Origin of the sequence: Paenibacillus campinasensis (assembly GCF_002272015.1) — a bacterium.
Taxonomy (GTDB): Bacteria; Bacillota; Bacilli; order Paenibacillales; family Paenibacillaceae; genus Paenibacillus_AQ; species Paenibacillus_AQ campinasensis.
Genome location: NZ_NPBY01000046.1, coordinates 1 through 18,383 on the forward strand (window position 1 = coordinate 1; position 18,383 = coordinate 18,383).

The 18,383-nt window shown below is 53.1% G+C and carries 12 protein-coding genes; 9 read left to right on the top strand and 3 right to left on the bottom strand.

The window, feature by feature from the left end; all coding sequences use genetic code 11:
- Window positions 1–25: 25 nt before the first annotated feature.
- Window positions 26–1,024 (bottom strand): phosphotransferase, encoded by a 999-nt coding sequence (locus CHH67_RS15245; protein WP_179292137.1) that lies wholly within the window; start codon window positions 1,022–1,024, stop codon window positions 26–28.
- A 294-nt stretch (window positions 1,025–1,318) separates the two neighbouring features.
- Window positions 1,319–2,923, bottom strand: coding sequence for a sialidase family protein (locus tag CHH67_RS15250; RefSeq protein WP_095266179.1), 1,605 nt, complete (start codon window positions 2,921–2,923; stop codon window positions 1,319–1,321).
- 847 nt (window positions 2,924–3,770) lie between these two features.
- Here CHH67_RS15250 and CHH67_RS15260 point away from each other — a divergent pair.
- The 8 genes from CHH67_RS15260 to hprK all read left to right on the top strand — a co-directional run bounded on the left by CHH67_RS15260 (window position 3,771) and on the right by hprK (window position 14,988).
- A complete protein-coding gene (locus CHH67_RS15260; RefSeq protein ID WP_095266063.1) occupies window positions 3,771–4,841 on the top strand; it encodes a GntR family transcriptional regulator in 1,071 nt (356 codons plus the stop codon).
- Window positions 4,842–5,039: 198 nt separating this feature from the next.
- Window positions 5,040–6,119, top strand: coding sequence for a GntR family transcriptional regulator (locus tag CHH67_RS15265; protein ID WP_095266064.1), 1,080 nt, complete (start codon window positions 5,040–5,042; stop codon window positions 6,117–6,119).
- Between the two features lie 119 nt (window positions 6,120–6,238).
- Complete coding sequence (locus CHH67_RS15270; protein ID WP_095266065.1) at window positions 6,239–7,618, top strand: ABC transporter substrate-binding protein; 1,380 nt, start codon at window positions 6,239–6,241, stop codon at window positions 7,616–7,618.
- 178 nt (window positions 7,619–7,796) lie between these two features.
- Window positions 7,797–8,690 carry a carbohydrate ABC transporter permease gene (locus CHH67_RS15275; protein WP_095266066.1) on the top strand — a complete coding sequence of 298 codons (894 nt, stop codon included), beginning with the start codon at window positions 7,797–7,799 and terminating at the stop codon, window positions 8,688–8,690.
- 12 nt (window positions 8,691–8,702) lie between these two features.
- Window positions 8,703–9,539, top strand: coding sequence for a carbohydrate ABC transporter permease (locus tag CHH67_RS15280; protein WP_095266067.1), 837 nt, complete (start codon window positions 8,703–8,705; stop codon window positions 9,537–9,539).
- A gap of 5 nt (window positions 9,540–9,544) precedes the next feature.
- A complete protein-coding gene (locus CHH67_RS15285; RefSeq protein ID WP_244908210.1) occupies window positions 9,545–12,019 on the top strand; it encodes a family 43 glycosylhydrolase in 2,475 nt (824 codons plus the stop codon).
- 82 nt (window positions 12,020–12,101) lie between these two features.
- Window positions 12,102–13,877 carry a glycoside hydrolase family 2 protein gene (locus CHH67_RS15290; RefSeq protein ID WP_095266068.1) on the top strand — a complete coding sequence of 592 codons (1,776 nt, stop codon included), beginning with the start codon at window positions 12,102–12,104 and terminating at the stop codon, window positions 13,875–13,877.
- A gap of 193 nt (window positions 13,878–14,070) precedes the next feature.
- Complete coding sequence (gene hprK, locus CHH67_RS15295; RefSeq protein ID WP_095266069.1) at window positions 14,071–14,988, top strand: HPr(Ser) kinase/phosphatase; 918 nt, start codon at window positions 14,071–14,073, stop codon at window positions 14,986–14,988.
- 15 nt (window positions 14,989–15,003) lie between these two features.
- On the opposite strand, the gene CHH67_RS15300 is transcribed toward hprK, so the two are convergent.
- Entirely contained in the window at window positions 15,004–16,017 is a 1,014-nt protein-coding gene (locus tag CHH67_RS15300; RefSeq protein WP_095266070.1) for a LacI family DNA-binding transcriptional regulator, read from the bottom strand.
- A 427-nt stretch (window positions 16,018–16,444) separates the two neighbouring features.
- Between CHH67_RS15300 and CHH67_RS15305 the strand changes: the two genes are divergently transcribed.
- Window positions 16,445–18,094, top strand: coding sequence for a cellulase family glycosylhydrolase (locus tag CHH67_RS15305; RefSeq protein ID WP_218832023.1), 1,650 nt, complete (start codon window positions 16,445–16,447; stop codon window positions 18,092–18,094).
- The last annotated feature ends 289 nt before the right edge of the window (window positions 18,095–18,383 follow it).

Here is an 18,383-nt window from a genome sequence, read left to right on the forward strand (position 1 = left end):
GTTGTGCTAACGCGATGACACGGATTCACAGGCTGCGAATGTGATCGGCATGTGAGCTGATAAAACGACATACGGCTGCGGATTTACGCGTCTGGTCCAGAAGGACAGGGGCGGGATCCAGCCCTTCCTGATAGCGGTGCAGGAAGTGAAGGAAGACATCCAGCTTGCGCAGCTGAAGCAGCTCGGGGAGCAGCTTCAGCTCTTCTGACTCCAGCGGGCGGACGCTTCTGTAACCAGCGAGCAGTTCATGAATCACAGTTAACGCAAGCCCACCGGGGGCGGATAGCTGTTCAGCGAGGCAAACAGCAAGCTCCATCGCCCTAGAATCACGTGTAGCAAACTCGAAGTCAAGCACAGCGCGGATAACGCCTTCTGGCTCGATCAAGACATTGGCGAACGATACGTCGCCGTGTATCCATTGTCTATTCAGGCAGCGAATGGCGTCAGCGTGACGGTTCAGTGCAGCAAGAATATTCAGCAGGAAATCAGCTTCTTCCGCAAGTGCGGTAAGAGCCGGGTCGGACGCATAGAGGTTGCGGGCGGTTGCCGCTGCTTCTTCCGTGTCCGGGCCGAGTAATTCATCATACGGCGGGTATGCAGGCGCAGCTTCAAGCTGCAGCTTCTCCATCGCCTGCGTAAGCTGGCCTACGACTTGTCCATATGCGTAAGACAGGTCGTGGCGATCGGCAGCGGGTTTGACACCCGGCAGATAGGTGAAGAGGGCGGCGAGCTTCCCGTCAGATGCCGTCGTCCAGGTCCGGCCTTGATCCGTGCGAAGCGGGCAAGGGATCAGAAAGGGGAGCTGCTGCTGTGCCAGTTGGAGCAGCAGTTCATGCTCGGCAGCCAGCTTCAGGGTTGAACGATGGTTCTCGTAAATACGCAGTACGATCGTTTGTCCGTCTTCCAGGACAGCGTAGCGGGTCGTATTGTTCATGCCGCTCTCGCGCGCTTCGATCTGCCTGACCGGCGGAAGCGGATAAGCGGCGAGTATGGCTCGGTAATAGGCTTCATTCATTGCATGCATAAAAGTGATAAGCTCCTTGGTCGTTTTTATATAATAGGAACGGTCATCGAATGGGGAAAGGGAATTGTAGCAGTACGCAATCATTATAGCATCGACGCCTCATTTGTCCATGATTGGTGAGAGGGGTTCGTATAGTACAAACTCCCCGAAGCTGTACGCTTCGGGGAGTTGTCTATTGCCAGTTAAATAAGGTGAGTGCCCAGGTTGATCGAAGCATCTCACACATGAGATGCTTCAGGCATACGGTGGCAGGCGGCAGCTTCCGCAAATGTTGTGAGAAGAAGAAATACGAAGTTACTCCCGGAAAAATTCCACCTGATCAATGTCCGCCCATTGGGAAGGGGAGGAATTGGACACATAGAATCCGATGGTCGCCTGCCCATTCGTCACTTGAACGTTGGAAATAGTGACCGGCGTCCACGAAGTGGTAACCGGACAGCCAGCCTGGCGCATGCTGCCGCCATAATCCTTAACCTCCATGACACAGCTGTTCTGACCGCCGCTGCTGCGCATTCGGGCACGCATCGTATAGGTGCCGTTATCCAGTCCGGTAATCGTTTGACCGATATAGGCAGTGGCCGGCCCGCTGGTTCCGGCGAGGCCGACAAAGTACGAGCCTTCTGCGGCCGGCAAGCCGACACCGTCATTCGCACCGTGGATCAGAATGCGCTGCGGGTAGTCATCCCCGTATGTGGTCCAGCCTGCTACGTTTGCTGTCTCAAACCCGGGATTGTTCACGAGATTCGTCTGAAACGGTGTTACCGTGTAACCAAACCGCAGATAGATGCCGTTTGCGGGATAAGTCGCGCTGGTCACCGCTGCAACTTTCGTAGCGTCAACGGTCATAAGCGCATTCCAATTCGAGGAGCGCGTATCGGATACCGGGAACACATTATACTTGTGCTGCCAGGTGGCCCCGTTATCGGCGCTGATCATCGTATGCATGGAGGTGTACGGGTCCCCTGTGTTGGCGCTGCTATCATCCGTCTGAAATGCGGTCATCAGGCGACCGTCCTCAAGCCTGACGACAAAAGGAGCGCCGGCTTTCTTGCCGTTTCCGTTGGGCACATAGAGCGTCTGACGCGGCACAGACCAGTTAAAGCCGTCCGGCGAGATTTTGTATTTGATGACAAAAGGATGTCCGGGCACGTCAGACGCTTCAAATACGGTGATATACCGACCATCGCTCATTCGCGTAATGACCGGCATGCCTTCGCGGGAGCCGACCGCGACACCGTCGCTGATCGTGATTCGGTTGCCCCAGCTGTTTCCGTTCCAAGTCTTCATATACAGATTCTGCTGACCTGTCGTTCCGACCGCTGCCGGGCTATCATCTGCATAGAGCACTGCAATGGTGTTGCCGATCATTTCCAGATGCGGCTCCCAGAGCCCCTTGAAGGAGGAGGCGGTTGAACTGCCGATAAGTCCGCCCGGCAAGTCGCTCCATGTATAACCGCCATCGAAGCTTCGCCGGACATTCAGCTGGATGTCGTACGTAGAGCCATTCTGGACGACATGCCGATACGCCAGCCAGATTTCCCCGTTCGGCAACCTCATCATCTGTCCGTTGCCTACGTTGCCGGTAGGGCTGGAGACAGCCGTAACCGGAGCACTCCAGGAATAGCCGCCGTTCTGTGTTCTGGACACCACGATTCTTGTATTTCCTCCGCCGGCATTCGTGTCGAACGAGACGAGCCACTCCTGCGGGGTCAGCTTGAGCAGCCTCGGATACCACACTCCGCCTGAAGGCGGGGTATAGATCGGAACCTGCTGTGTAGCCCAAGCCATGCCGGTTGAAGCGGCATAAGCTGGGCTCATCGGCATGGATGCAGCTGCCAGCACCAGCATCAAGATGAAGGCCAGTGGACGCTTCCAGCGGCCTTGTTGTTTCCGTATCATGATCATCATCAGCCTCCCAACATTGTCATTAGATGGTAGAAAGCGCTTTCTAAAAAGGATTGTATCGCAGTTGATATCCATATAGATATACTAAATTGATATTAAAATTAACTGGCGGGCCGGCCACGGTACCCCTTGCCGTCAGTCTTGCATGGTTATCCCTTTCATTCAGGGGGCAGAGGTTAGAGGCTTAGAGCGGAAGGGATGAAAAGGGATAAAAAAGGAGTGGATGAGAAACCGTGGGAAGTATGTGAATCTTCACGGTCTTTTGTTCTTCATCCTGACCTAGCGGGATAATTCTGCTAAGTGTGCGGAACATGAGTGGGAATAGGAAATATTTCCTTTAAATCTTCCTGTTTTCGCTTTAACATTACTTATGTAACAATAATCATTTATGTATGTTTCTGGTTTTTATAAGCTATATTCGCATATTCACGATTTCAATATCGAAGTACAGGAGGAACCAAATGAAACTAGGAAAGATAATAGGTATCACATTATCCATCATTATTGGGCTTTTAGTGATGATGTACCTCTTTGTAATACTCATATTTAATGTAGAGCCAAAGCAAACAATCATAAAAATGTCTTCAATCTCAATTTCTTCTGTAGAGAGCCCAAGTATGCTTAACCCGATGTCGTCGATCTGACGTCGTGTTTTTTATAGTGGTTTTTATCCTAAAAGTCTGACCGCATAACTCCGTCTCCAAGGGATTGAGATTATCCAAAGAGATGATACAATATATGAATATGAATGCTTTGCTGCGGATGTATCTTTAATATACTAACTATATACTATTTTTCAAATCTGCAACGATAGGAATGGATAAATAAAGAGAGGTATAACATGGAACATCCGTTGTATAAACAGATTCAGAACGATATAAGGAGCCGCATTCAGAGCGGCGAGCTACCGTCGGGGGCGCTGGTACCGTCGGAGAAGGAGCTGGCCCAGCAATATGGTGTCAGCCAGATCACATCGAAAAATGCGCTGAACGGTCTGGTGGAAGAAGGGCTGCTCGTTCGTTACCGGGGGAGGGGGACCTTCGTGCGGGAGCTCCTCAGCTCCGAGCGCGGGCATCCGCACCAGCATCAGCCCCAACCAAGCGCCAAAAAAACGATTGCCATGATCCTGCCGACGATGAAAACGAGAATTGACCAGCAGCTGCTCGATGGCCTGGAGCGGTATTGCTCGGAGAGGGATTATGATCTCTTAATACGCATTACCCGCGAATCGCCGGAGGAGGAAGCCTTCGCGATCGAGCATTTCAGGGAACGGGGCGTGGACGGCTACATTATTTTTCCGGTGGAGCAGGAAAGCTACAACAATGCGATTCTTCGCTTGACGCTGGATCGGGTGCCGCTGGTGCTGGTCGATCGTTTCCTGAAGGAGATCAAAACGTATAGCGTGAGCGCTGACAATTATGGCGGCGTGCGGACAGCCGTCTCCGATATGCTTGCTGCGGGGCATGAGCATGTGGCCCTTCTGTCGCCGGAAATCACCAATACGGTCACGGATGAAAGAGCGAAAGGGTTCGAGGCGGCCTTTATGGAGCGAGGCCTGCCGATTGACAAGACGCTGTGGTGCCTGCTTGATCTGGACACCTTAGGCAAGGGACTTGGCCAGCAGGAGATCAGCCGCTTCTTACGTGAAAAGAGCGAGGTTACCGCGTTGTTTGCCGTGAATGCGGAGCTGGCTCGCTATGCGTTTTATGCCCTTCGGGACATCTGGCCACAGGCGGAGAACAGACCGCTGCTGGCGGCTTTTGACGATCCGGATCTCGAAGGTGTTCCTTATGTTCGTCAGCATCTGGATGAGATGTGCCGCAGCGCGGTGGAACTGTTGGCTGAGCAGCTGGAGGGCAAGTATGACCCGCGCAGAGAGGTCGTGCCGGTAGCGTGGGTGCAGACTGGATAATGCTGGGAAAACGATAGGTTTCAATTCGATAGTGATAGTGCGGCTATAGCGGGGATCGGCCCGGGCAGAGGAAGGAATCCTCATTGTCCGGGCCGATTTTTATTTGCACAAAAAAGCGTTTTCATATTTACAAGTATCGAGAAATATTATATTAATATACTTAATATAATATTCGAAACGCGAAGGTTGTGATATACATTGAAATCGTTGCCGCTGTACAAACAGATCCAGGAGGACATCAAGCGACTGATTGCGATCGGCAAACTAAGGGAAGGGGATCGCGTCCCTTCCGAGAAGGAGCTGTCCGAGCGTTACCGCGTCAGCCAGATTACAAGCAAGAATGCGCTGGTCGGGCTGATGGAGGAAGGTTTGCTGGTGCGGATTCAGGGCAAAGGCACCTTTGTGATGAGCAGGCCGGAGGAGGCCTCCGCGCTTGAGACGCTGGGCGAATGGACGGCGGGGCCGAGCCGGAGCGGGCGCATCGGACTCGTGCTGCCGGCGATGAAGACAAAAGTCGATCAGCGATTTCTGGACGGTCTGGAGAGGTATGCCACAGAGGCGGGTTATGAGGTTATGGTCAGAATTACGCGTGAATCCCAGGTGGAGGAGTCGCGGGTGATCGCGTCATTTTTGAAGCAGGGCGTAGATGGGATGATCATATTCCCGGTGGAGAACGAGACCTATAATGATTCGATCCTTCGATTGTCGCTGGACCGGTTTCCGTTTGTGCTGATCGATCGTTTTCTCAAGGAGGTCAAGACATACAGCGTCAGCTCGGACAACGTGAACGGCACCAAGGAAGCGGTCAACTATTTGCTGGACCAGGCACATAGCTCCATCGCCTTCATATCGCCTGAGATTACGAACACGGTGACGGACGAGCGGGCGCACGGGTTTGAGCAGGCGTTCCTGGAGCACGGCTTGTCCATCGACAAAAATTTATGGTGCCTCCTGCCGCTGGATGCGATTGCTTCCGGGCAATCGGTTGAAATCATCCGCATGTTTTTGACCGCCAATCGCGGAATAACCGGTGCGGTGACCGTCAATACCGAGCTGTGCAGAAATACGTACAAAGCCGCATTGTCCGCCTCGTTACGGGTGCCCGAAGATTTGGAACTCGTGACATTCGACCCTCCGGAGCTGCCGCATATTCCATACATTCGCCAAAACGAGGAGGAAATGTGCCGCCTGACCGTAGAGCTCCTGATTGAGCAGATCAAGGGGGGTTATGATGCGCGGCGTATTGTCGTTCCTGTCCGTCTTGTACACGATAATTGAATGGAATGATTCATCCTGATTTTATATTGAATTTAGTATATAAATTTATATTGTTATAATATATCATCACATTGTAAAGCGCTTACAAATAAATATTTTGAAAAGAAGAGGGGAATCGCATGAAATCGAAGAGCAAATTTGCAGGCATGTTGGTTTTGCTGTTGATGTTCGCGTTATCCGCTTGCAGCGGGGGCGGTCCAAGCGGTGATTCTTCGACAGGCAGCCCGAGCTCGCCACAGCCAGGTCAAGAGGGGAGTGGGGAAACGGGGAAGAAGGCGCCGGTCACCATCGAGTTTATGGGCCATGGCAACCCGAATGAGAAGAAAATATTCGAGAAGCTGATCGCGTCCTTTGAGGACAAATACCCGCATGTGACCGTGAAATATACATCGGTTCCGCCTGGCGAGTATTCGCAGAAGATGACAACGCTCATCAGCTCAGGCAAGGTGCCGGACGTCTTCTACGTCGGCGGCCCTGAATTTTACCGGTTCGCAGAAGCCGGGACTCTGCTGAATATTCAGTCTTACCTTGATCAGACAACGCTGTTCAATCCAGACAATGTATGGAAAGAGGCGCTGGACCGCTACCGCTTTGATGGCAGCAAGGTAGGAGCAGGCGACTTGTACGGCTTGCCGAAGGATGTCGGCCCGTGGGCGTTTGTGTACAACAAGGATTTGTTTGATGAAGCAGGTGTGCCGTATCCTTCCGCCACAGCCGGGGAATGGACATGGGAGGACATGCTGGAAGCGGCCCAGAAGCTGACCGTGGACCGCAACGGAGATGGGAAGCCGGAACAGTATGGTGTGGGCGCTTACGCTCTGGAGTCGGCGGTATGGGCCAACGGTGGCGAGTATATCGATTACGAAACCGGCACCGTGAAGGTGAATGAGCCGGAATTCTATGAAGCGATGCAGTTCGTAGCCGATCTGAGCCTGAAGCATAAGGTGAGCCCGAATCAGGAAGCCGAGCAGGCGATGAATGCCTATACACGCTTTGTTGACGGTTCGCTGGCGATGTTCGCGATGGGGCCTTGGGATCAGCCGGCTTTCTGGGAGCTGCCTTTTGAATGGGATATCGCGGCATGGCCGGCCAGCCCGAATACGGGGCAGACGGCGACCTGGCTTGGCTCGATGGGATTTGCCGTCTCGGCGAAATCCAAGCACCCGCAGGAGGCGTTTGATCTGGCGGCCTTCCTGTCGCTGGATGAACAAGGCCAACGTGAGAACTATCAGCTCGGCCAGGCGGTGCCGAATCTGATCGATATGGCTGAAGGGGAATTTTTGCAGATGGAGCAAGGACCGAAGACACGCCAAGTGTTCCTGGACATCATTGAGGACTACGGACGTCCGGATGTAATCGCCTTCTCGAAGGACACCCAGTGGATGGATCTGTTCAATCAGAATGCAAGCAAGGTATGGAACGGCGATATGTCTGCCAAGGATTTCACCGCCGAGATCCATCAGCAGATGCAGGATCTGTACGATAAAGGCAACAAGTAAGGCTATCGGGAGCGGGTGACCGCCCTCAGAGAGAGGGCGCCTCGTGAACAGCTCTCATGCAAGATGCACATAGACCCAGGGGAAGAGCCGCTTGATCTGGCTGCTGTATAGCCGGACGGCGGTGCTTCCCGCCGGGTCACGTCCTGTCATGATGAATACAGGCTAAGGTGGAATGAATATGGGAATGAAGCTTAGCGGTTATCGCAGAAAGGAACGGGTGTGGCTGTACTTATTCGTCGCCCCGCCTGTTCTCGGTTTTCTATTGTTCGGTCTGGTGCCGATCTTGTTCTCAATCTATATCAGCTTTCATAAATGGGATATGCTGTCTGATCCACAGTGGGTGGGGTTCGCGAACTTCAAGGAGCTTCTTGGCGATGAAAAAGTGTACAAATCCATGTACAACACCATTTACCTGATGATCGGCATTCCGATCGGCATGGTCTTGTCGCTGCTGCTGGCCATCTTGATGAACCGCAAATTTGCAGGCATCTCGTTCATGCGCACCATCTACTATTTGCCGGTCATCTCGCCCATTATTGCCGTATCCCTGCTGTGGCAGTGGATTCTGAATCAGGATTACGGCCTGCTGAACAACTTCTTATGGGAAACGTTCGGCATTACGGGTCCGAACTGGCTGGGCAAGCCGGAGTGGGTGAAGCCTTCGCTTATTCTAATCGGGCTGTGGGGCGGTATCGGAGGCAACATGGTGCTGTATCTTGCAGGTCTCCAATCGATCTCGTCGACGTACTATGAAGCTGCGGAAATCGATGGCGCCGGAGCCTGGCACAAGCTGACGCGGATTACGATCCCGCTGCTGACGCCGATTCATTTTTTTGTAATTGTGATGGGGATCATCGGAGCGTTCCAGTCGTTCAGCCAAATTTACGTATTGGCGGTGGACGGCGGACCGGAGTACAGCGGCGCGACCGTTGTGTATTACATTTTCCAGCACGCCTTTAAATACTTCAACATGGGCTATGCCAGCTCGGTGGCCTGGGTGCTCGGCCTGCTGATCTTTGTCGTGACACTGATTCAATTCAAGCTTTCGAACCGATGGGTTTACCAGGACTAGGGGGGTGATCTTGTGAAACGGGAACAATGGAAGGACCTCTGGTCGCTGCTGCTGCTTTTGTTCGGTTCAATTTTTATGATTGCGCCGTTTATTTGGACCATCTCGACTTCATTGAAGGATCGGCGAAATGTATTTGAAATTCCTCCGCAGTGGATTCCTGATCCGATCACGTTCAGCAATTATGAGCGCGTCTGGTTGGAATCGCCGCTGCTATACGGCTTCATGAACAGTCTGATCATCGTTGTCATTGTCCTGACCGTCGGCATGCTCGTCTCGGCCATGGCTGCCTATGCGTTCGGAAAATTCGAATTTCCTTACAAAGGCGTGCTGTTTCTAGGGCTGCTCGGAACGATGATGATTCCGTATTCGGTAGTCATGATTCCGCAATATATCGGCTTCTCCAGGCTCGATTGGGTGGATACGCTGCTGCCGCTGATCGTGCCGGGGCTGTTCGGCAATATTGTTGTCATCTTCTTCATCCGGCAGTATTTACAGAGCGCGCTGCCTACGGAATTGATCGAGGCGGCCAAGATCGACGGCTGCAGCTTCCCGGGCATCTTCTTCAAAATCGCGCTGCCGACGATGAAGCCGGCGCTTGCCGCTCAGGCAGCCCTCGGATTTATGGGCATCTGGAACGATTTTCTCGGTCCGCTCATCTACTTGCATACGCCGGAGAAGCAGACGATACAGGTATTGATCGCCTCCATGCAGGCGATGTACATCGGCCAGTCGGATTATCCGATGATTATGGCAGCGGCCGTCATCGCGATGCTGCCGGTGATCGTGGTGTTCTTCTTCTGCCAAAGATACTTTATTGAATCGATGGCGATCAGCGGAATCAAGGGGTGAAGCGGATGCAGATCAGCAAGGCGAGACGGAGGCCGTTTATGCGCAGTCTCGGAACTTTGGGATTAGCAGCAGCGCTCGCATTGTCAGGATGTGATTCAAGCGCGAAACCGGAGGCGGTGAATATGGACAATTATCGTGAAATGTATGCCAATCCTTTTCCATCCTTAGAGGAAGAATGGGAGGATTATGGCAACGGCGACCCGTATGTGCTGCGGCATGACGGCCGCTACTATCTGTATGTCAGCACGAAGGATCACCGGACTGGCATCAAGGCGTGGGTGTCCGATAATCTGATCGACTGGACTTATGCCGGGATGGTAACGGAGGATCCGGTGTCCACCGGGGCCTATGCGCCGGAGGTCAACTATTGGAATGGATGGTTCTATCTGTACACCTCCCCAGCCGGGCAGGGACATTATGTATTTCGGAGCGAATCGCCGACGGGACCGTTTGAGCGAATCACGGACAATGTCGGTATGAGCATTGACGGCTCGGTCTTCATTGACGATGACGGCAGCTGGTTGTTCACGCATGCTGGATCCTCCGGTATTGTCGGTGTACCGATGAATGGCCCGGCAGATTTTGGCGTCGGTGTTACACTTCCTGGGGTCTATCTGGGCCACTGGACGGAAGGCTCGATGATCATCAAGCGCGGCGGCACATATTTCTTAACCTATACGGGCAATCATGTGTTCAGCAAAGGCTATCGCATTCACTACGCGATCGCCCATGATTCGCCGCTCGGACCCTACACAGCCCCGTCCAACAACCCGCTCGTGATCAGCACGACGGACGATTTCTACGGACTCGGACACAGCTCTACTGTGATGGGGCCGGATCTGGACTCTTATTATCTTGTGTACCATAACTTGATCGGAAGATCTCAGGAAGGCCCGCCGGTGCGCCGCATGAACATAGATAGGCTCGTATTCAATGGCGACAAGATGGAGGTTCTTGGCCCAACCAACTATGCACATCCTGTACCAAAGGGGCCTGACTTTGCCGGCAGGCTGAATGAGGGCGCTCCCGATTCGAGCGTGTGGGAACAGGTGGCGTCAAGCGACAAAACGATGATCGTAAGCAAGGTGAGCACGGAGCAGATCTACACAGCGGAATATAATCTGACGCCATTCACGGCGCCAGTAGACATGCTATTCGCCTATGAGGATGAGCTGCATTACGGATTCGTTGCGCTTGATCCGCAGCACAATCTTGTGTCCATAGGCCGAGTGGAGGCCGGCCATCGCAGCACGCTGGCTACGTCAGAGCTTCCCGAGGACATGGACTGGACGAAGCTGCATACGATTCGCGTGGAACGAGGAGAAGAACAGCTGCGGATCTATGTGGACGGGCTGCTGAAGCTGGATGAATCGGCGGAGGCCTCAGGTTTTGGCCCAGGCAAAATCGGGTATCAGTACGCGCAAGGCGAGCCGGGCTTGTCCTATACGGCTTTCTCCAATGTCGCCTCCGGCAGCAGCGACTTCGAAACAGTGAAGCCTCTTCCGGGCAGCATTGAAGCGGTTCATTACTTAAGCGGAGAGAACAGAGGGTTCTCGGTCCGTGAACCATCAGCGACCAGCCAGTGGCGCCGTTCGGATGGCACAACGATTACCCTTGCGGAGGATGGCAGCTATGCAGCCACGCTGTCGCATAAAGGCGACTGGCTGCGATATGCCGTGAATGTGTCAGAGACCGGCAAGTATGCGCTGGATCTGACAGTTAGGGCAGCGGAGCAGCCTTCATCCATCCAGGTGCAGGTTGATGACCGGAAAGCCGGAACCTATACGGTGGACAGCCGTCATTTCTCTGAGGGCGAATCCTGGGCGAAGATCCGGGCCGGAACACTGGAGCTGGAACAAGGCTTGCACACCATTACAGTGCAGCTGAATAGCGGCCAGCTGGAGTGGAAGACGATGGATGTTGAGCGCATCGATGATCAACCGTTCAAGCATGAACGGCTGCTGGAGCAAGCTGGCGCAGAGGATGTCCATGGCACATGGCTTGAGACAGGTGACGGCTATATCGGCGCCCAGGATGGCGATGTGAAAATGTACGGAGGAAGCCATCTGTGGACTGATTATCGCATCCGGACCACGGTGACGCTGGGTGATGATCCTGCCGGGCAGGCAGGGGTTCTGTTCCGGGTGAGCCATGAATCGGAGTTCCGGGATCAGGTCAGCGATTCCCTAATGGGATACTTCCTAGCCGTGAGCGCAACGAAGCTGGAGCTGTACAAACATCAGTACGATTCCGAGCTGCTGCACAGCGTCAAGACTTCCTTTCCTGCCGGAGAGCCTGTCCGCTTGCAGATTGAGGCTATCGGGGATTCAATCCGGGTCTATGTCCAAGATGAAACGGAGCCGGTGATGACCTTCCGGGATGCCGCAGCATTCTTGCAAGGACGGGTTGGCATCCGTTCGGTTCATGCCGAGCAGATCAAGCTTGGAGATATCGATGTGGAGTCCGTAAAAACGAAGTAACTGCGCGAATGGTGAATACATGCAGAAGCGCATGCAGTACATCAATCGTTCAACAAATAAAAAAGATGGAGAGTGGAAGACGATGACTACAAATTCGCACAAATATATAAAAGATTATCCCAGACCTCAACTGGTGCGTGAGCAATGGGAGAACCTGAACGGCCAATGGGATTTCCGGTTTGATGACAGCCAGGAGGGAGAGCTCGGCAGATGGTACGAAGGACTGCAGGCAGACCGGAAAATTACGGTTCCGTTCACCTACGAGACCAAGGCCAGCGGCATCGGCGATGAATCATTCCATCCATGCGTATGGTATGAACGGTCCGTGTCCGTCCCTGCAGAGGCGGCGGGCAAGCGGGTCATCCTTCACTTTCAGGCGGTTGATTACGAGACAACGCTATGGGTGAACGGCCGCCATATCGGAAATCATGAGGGCGGATATGCAGCCTTTTCGTTTGATATTACAGAAGCGCTCAAGCTTGGCGGGGAGAACCGGATTACGGTTCGTGCCACAGACAGCAACAGCTGTACGCAGCCGCGGGGCAAGCAGCGGTGGACGCCGAACAGCTTCGGCTGCTGGTATGTGCAGACGACCGGGATCTGGCAGACGGTGTGGATGGAGTTCGTGCATCCGGTTCATATCAGCCGCGTGAAAATTACGCCCGAACTGGAACGCGGATCCGCAAATTTCATTTACGAATTGGGTGGCTTTGGGAGTGCGGATGTTGACGGTTTGTCGCTTCAGACAACGGTCCGCTTTGACGGCAAGCTGATCCGTTCCATCGAGACGAATGTGGAGCGCGGAACCGTAGCCGTTGATGTGAGTGTCGTGAATGAAGCCGTGGGCGAGTGGAAGATCAGACCATGGCATCCGAACCACCCGGCTCTGTATGACGTCGAGATGATCCTGAAGAAGGATGGACAGCCGATCGACACGGTGTATTCCTATTTTGGCATGCGGAACATCCGCATTGCCGGGAACCAGGTGATCCTGAATCATTCCCCAATCTATCAGCGGCTGCTGCTTGACCAAGGGTACTGGGAAGACACGCATCTGACACCTCCATCTGAGGAAGCGATTCTGGAGGATATCGACAAGACGCTGGCGCTCGGATTTAACGGAGTGCGCAAGCATCAGAAGCTGGAGGATCCCCGTTACTTATATTGGTGCGACCGTAAAGGGCTGCTCGTATGGTCGGAGATGCCATCGACCTTTGAATTCGGTGACGATGCCGTCGAGCGCTTCACCAAAGAGTGGATGGAGGTGGTCCGCCAGCATTACAATCACCCTTCCATCATCACATGGGTGCCTTTCAATGAGTCGTGGGGGGTGTCGGATATTGCCACCAACCGCAAGCAGCAGCAGTTTACAGAGTCGATCTATCATCTGACGAAAGCATTTGACCAGATGCGCCCGGTTATCGTCAATGACGGGTGGGAGCATACGATCTCGGATATTATTACGCTTCATGATTATGAAGAGCTTGGCGCCGATCTGGCCGAACGCTATCAGGACAAAGAGGCGCTCTTAAGCAACGACTTTGCTCATAATAAGAATCGTTATCCTTTCGCGCAAGGATATGGCTATCGTGGTCAGCCGGTTATCATCAGCGAATATGGCGGCATCGCCTTTACGAGCGAAGAGGGCTGGGGTTATGGCAATCAGGTGCGAACCGAAGAGGAATTCCTGAAGCGGTATGAAGGGGTGACGCAAGCGATTAAAGATTTGCCTTACGTATGCGGGTTCTGCTATACCCAAATTACCGATGTGCAGCAGGAAGTGAACGGCTTGCTGACGATTGATCGCCAGCCGAAGGTGAATATGGAAGCGATTCGCAGCATCAACCTGAAAAAATAGCTCAAGTCCAGCGTGTCTGCGCCGCAAAGGGCCAGATGATCAGCTGCAGCAGCGAACCGGGAAGCGGGGAATGATCCCCCGCTTCTTTTGTCGTTTATGATGGCGTAACCAGGTTCGCCTCCGGCTCGTATTTGTATTGGAAACACAATTATGTAAATATAAAAGTTAAAATATGCCGCAGAGGGGGAGACACATGAAGTCCATTACCGTTCAGAACATAAAGGATACTTTTCAACTGGAGGTGCTCACTGGCGCCGATCGTCTGGACCGGATCATTACCCGTCCTAGGTCGCACAGGCCGGGCCTGGAGTTTGTCGGATACTTTGATTTTTTTCCCATGGAGCGAGTGCAGGTGCTTGGACGGAAGGAAATCAACTATTTGCTGACCAGAAGCGTGGAGGAGCGCAAGCTGCATATCGGCAATATTGTGAAATATCATCCGCCCTGCTTCATTGTTACGACAGGCCAGGAGGAGATTCACTATCTGACGCTGTTCTGTGAACAGGAAGGCATTCCGCTGCTGCGGACAGCCGAGACAACGACAGAGTTTATCGCCAAGCTGGACGGTTATTTAGTGAAGGCGCTCGCCCCGGAGATGTCGATTCACGGCGTGTGCGTGAACGTAGCGGGAATCGGAATTTTGCTTCGGGGGAAGTCCGGCATTGGCAAAAGTGAAACCGCGCATACGCTGATTCGAAAAGGGCATCGCTTCGTAGCGGACGATATTGTTGTGCTTAAAAAGCTGGGGCCGACGACGCTGCTTGGCACCCATAATCAGACGTCCCGTGAGTTCCTGGCGCTGCGAAGCGTCGGTCTGATTAATGTGGTGCGTCAATACGGGCGCACCGCGTTCCAGGACGAGACTCGCATCGTGCTCGATATCGAGCTGTCTCCATGGCGGGAGAATGCGCTGAACAACGAGCTGGAGGTCGTGCCTCAGTTCACCGAATATTTAGGCATTCAGATACCGCATCTTGAAGTCCAGCTTCAGCCTGGGCGGGATGTAGCCGGTCTGATCGAGGCGGCCGCCAACAATTGGTACCTGAAACAGCTCGGCTACAGTGCGGCGGAAGACTTCATGAGCCGCATCCAGAATGAAATGCAGTCATAGGTAGCGTTATGTTTCTCAGCTCTTGCGCTGATAGGCCGAGGATTCCCGGATGAGCAGGGTGGAGTCGATCCTGAATACTCGCTGGTGAGCGAACTCATTGTGATTCATCATATCAATCAGCTTCTCAGCCAAAATAGCACCCATCGTATATTTCGGCTGATCCACTGAGCTTAAAGTTGGCTGAATGTAGCGGCTGATCCGATTATTATCCACCCCGACAACGGCCAGCTGATCCGGAATGCGCATGCCGTATTCGGCACAAGCCTGGTATACACCCAGCGCCATCTCGTCATTGGCCGCATAGACAGCCGTAAAAGACAGCCGCTTCTCGAACAGCCGCTTCATCGCTTCATACCCGCCTTGTTCGTTAAAGTTTCCGTTCTCGACCAGCTCCGGCCGGAACGGAATGTGATGGCTGCGCAGCGCCTTCAGATAACCTTCCAGGCGCTCGTAGCTGTCCACTGCATCGGCATAACCGCTCAAGAACACAATATCCCGGTGGCCCTGATCAACCAGGTGCTGCACTACTTCCTGCGAAAATTTCACATTATCCGTATAAATGCAAGGAACCTGATCATGCTTGACATATTTGCCCACGACGCCAAGGCGGTATCCTTTATCGGCGAGCTCGATCAGCTCTTGATCCTCGACCAGCGGGGTGAGGATGATAGCGCCGTCGATTGTCCGGTCCAGCAGCAGGTTCAGATATTCCGCCTCACGTTCCTTCTGGTTTTGCGTATCACAGATAATGATTTTGTAATGCTGAGCGTAGGCGATATTCTCTATGCCCTTGATAATCTCGGCGAAATAGGAATTATTGATATCCGGAACAATGACGCCAATGGTCATCGTTCTCTGGGAACGCAAATTTTTGGCTGCGGCATTCGGGTGATAGCCCAGCTCTTCAATGGCCCGCATCACTTTATCCCGGGTGCGGGCACTGACCTTGCTGGTATGATTCAGCACACGCGAGACGGTAGCAGGGGAGACACCGGCGATCATGGCCACATCCACGATTTTGACATCCATCGTTCACATCTCCAAACCCATGATTGACAATTATTGTAATTCTATTATAATGTGAATTGAAAACGATTACAACAAGAGAAATAAGCAGAAGCGCAATCTTGCATAACGTCGATGTATGAATCGATGGAAGAAAGGAGGGGATCACGGGAGGATGTAAGTGTGATGATTCGCAAGGCTTCTGATTTATGAAATCGATTTCACATTTGGGTTAGCGTCAATTCTTTCCCAATGAGGAGAAATCCGATTTCCAACATTGCTTTGAAATGAAATCGATTTCATCATCGGTATACGAAAACCGTCTTTGGGGTTTTCAGGAGGGCGGGAAGCGTTGTCCTGTAACGTCCTGGTTTTCCGGGTGTTATCATTCATCAAGCAGCAGGGTCAGTCTTCAAGCGAATTCGATCTTTCATATTGGGGAGGCGTTATTGTGTTCAAGAAAAGCAAAATCATTCTGTTATGTACCAGCCTGCTGCTAGGTCTGTTTGCCTCAGTTATCGGTGCGCCGACAGCCGATGCTGCTTTTGGGCCCGGCGATTTTCTGAAGGCAAACGGGACCGTTGTGCGAAACAATTCAGGCAATGGCAGCATTGTCAATCTGCGCGGCACGAACCTTGGGGGATGGCTGCTGCAGGAGGAATGGATGACGCCGTCCGGAGCGGTGGACGAATACACGCTGCGGAGAACGCTGATCCATCGTTTTGGCGAAGCCGGCGCACAGTCGCTGATTAATGTATATCAGGATCACTGGATTCAGGCGAGTGACCTCGACAATATCCGGAATTGGGGCATGAACGTGGTTCGGGTTCCTCTCTACTGGGAGGATTTCATGAATACAAACGGCGTGATGAAACCCGATTCGGTATCTTTCCGCAAGCTGGATTGGCTGATCGCGGAAGCTGGACAGCGCAATCTGTATGTCATTCTGGATCTTCACGGAGCCCCTGGCGCAGCCTGTCCATGGCATTCCTGCGGACGGGAAAATGCCAATGAGCTGTGGACCAATTCCACCTACCAGAACTGGACCATCCAGATTTGGGAGCGTATCGCCACACGCTACAGAGGCAATCCGACCGTAGCAGCCTACGATCTTCTGAATGAACCGCTCGTCTCGATGGGGGCAGGAGAGAACTCGACGCAGATCCGGCAGAAGATGGAGTTCTATGACCGGATGTACCGGGCTGTTCGCGCCAAGGACCCTGATCACATGATCATTATCGCAGCCTTCCACGACTGGTTTGCCGCTTATCCGCCGAGCACGTACGGCTGGCAAAATGTGATGTACCAGACGCATCACTACCAGTTCACCGACTATAACAACTGGGAGATGACAAACCAGGAGATTGATCGTTGGCTGAGAGACCTGGCGACACATCAGAAAAATTGGAACGTGCCTGTATTTGCCGGCGAATTCTCTTTCGGTCAGCATGATTTGACGGAGAAATGGTTGTCCGGCCTGAATAACCTGAACGCCTCCTGGACGAACTGGAGTTACAAGGTTAAAGGCGGCGGCAACTGGGGCTATTTCAATAATAACAATAATCCGGCTCCGAACCTGAATACCGACAGCGCCGATACAATCGCAGCCAAATGGACGCGCTTCACCACAAACCATTTTGCCAGCAACACGGCGTTTCTGAATGTGGTGAGAAGACATACCGGCACCGCTCCGGTTACGGTAGGCTGGTCCAGCCTGAAAGCCAATGCCAATGGCAAGTTTGTCAGCGCCGAGAATGCCGGGGCTGCGCCGCTTGTGGCCAACCGCGACACGGACGGGGATTGGGAACGGTTCAAGATCATCGAGCATGCGGATGGAACGGTATCGCTTCTGTCGATGAGCAACAACAAGTTTGTGCAGGCTGATCTGAACAATGGCGGACGACTCATTGCCTCCGCCACCTATGCCTCGACCTGGGAGAAGTTTACCCGCGAGCAGATCAGCAGCGGACTCTATGCGCTGAAGTCTGTAGCGAACGGAAAATATGTCACCGCAGACCTGGACAGAGACGGCGTGCTGTATGCGAACCGAGACTCGGTAGGCGGCGCATGGGAGACATTCTTCATCCAACCTTCGCACTAATCGGAATGGAACCTACAGAAGCGTAAGCTTGTAAGCTCCGAACGTAAGTCCTGAACGTAGCCCTGAATTCAGAGTCTGAATAAGAGCGGTAACAAGAAGCCCCGGTCATTCCTGCCCGTCAGGATTGACCGGGGCGTTGTTCTGCGGGACGCTGCAAGGCGGCGGTCGATCGCCCATAGGGTTACCACATGTGGCCCTTTGCCAGCTCCAGACATTCCTTAACGATTAACGATGTTGTGAAAGAACCGGCGAATGGTGGATCCCCTGCGCGTGTTAAACCGATGAACGG